2 protein-coding genes are annotated in these 1,241 nt (G+C 33.9%); one reads left to right on the top strand and one right to left on the bottom strand.

Features of this window, described 5'->3' with window-relative positions:
* Nucleotides 1-564 (bottom strand): quinone oxidoreductase family protein (locus AC1DTM_RS27255; protein WP_477001351.1); only part of this gene is annotated, 564 nt, incomplete at its 3' end.
* Nucleotides 565-770: 206 nt separating this feature from the next.
* On the opposite strand from AC1DTM_RS27255, the gene AC1DTM_RS27250 reads away from it, so the two are divergent.
* Nucleotides 771-1,241, top strand: a 471-nt coding sequence (locus tag AC1DTM_RS27250) for a sigma-70 family RNA polymerase sigma factor (RefSeq protein WP_477001350.1), incomplete at its 3' end; no start/stop codon positions are given.

Raw genomic sequence — 1,241 nt, 5'->3', positions numbered from 1 at the left:
AACATAATCAGCGCCAGCATCTAAAGCAATTTTTCTTTTTGCTTCACTTCCGACAGTCCCGATTACTTTTTTAGCCCCTAATAATTTTGCGAGTTGAATCGCAGTAGTACCAATTCCTCCAGCAGCGGCATGAATTAGAACAGATTCACCTTGCTGAAGTCTTGCAACATTTGCAAGTAAATTGTAGCTTGTAAAAGATACGATAGGGCAGGCAGCTGCAGTTTGGAAATCAACTTCATCAGGTAATACAAAAGTAAGATTTTCGTTCGCGACAACATATTCAGCGTAAGAGCCATTTTGAGGAAAAGTAATGACACGCTGGCCAGGATAAATATTTTTCACATGAGAACCTACGTGTTCTACAATACCAGCTGCATCTATCCCTGGAATAAAAGGTAAGGCTTTGTTTCCTTTTTTGCCATAACGTGATTTAATATCGGCGAAATTAACACTAGTAGCAACAACGCGGATTAAAACTTGATTATCTGAAATTGTAGGAATATCCATGTCCGTATATTTCAACACTTCAGGACCACCGAATGAAGTTACAACGATAGCTTTCATATACATCCTCCTAAATTTGACTATAAATATTATTTTAAATCTTCATTAGGAATTGGAAAATTATATAATTGTTATGCAGGGTTATAAGTGAAGCTTATGAAGCCATTGCATCCTTATATTAATTTATTTGAAAAATCTCTGAAAGAAATCGAACGAAATATCGTTTGCTTGCCAATATATAGTGTAGGACAAAGGAGGGATGGTATATGAAGGATGAAACAGTATACACAGAACTAATCCAATTAACTTTATCAGGCAATAAAGAAGCGTATAGTGAGTTGTATGATAAAACGATTCAAGAAGTATATAAGACAGCACATTTTTTAATAGAGGATAAAGCAGATATAGATGATGTCGTTCAGGAAATATACATACAGCTATATGAATCGCTTCGTAAATATGATAGTGAGAAGCCATTTCGTCCATGGTTAATTGGACTTGCGATTAAACAAATTCATTCTTATAGAAGAAAGAGGTGGATGCGACTGCGAATTGTAAAAAAAGCAGAAGAGCAAAGAAAACCAGTACAAATTGATTTTTCTAGCGATGTTGTAAGTAAAATATCAAACCAAAAATTAATTGAACTCATTCATAAATTACCATATAAATTGAAACAAGTTATTATCTTAAGATACTTACATGATTACTCACAAGAAGAAGTAGCACATATATTACAT

The organism is Bacillus sp. P4_D3, from assembly GCF_056401855.1.
This window is presented reverse-complemented; position numbering and strand designations above follow the sequence as displayed.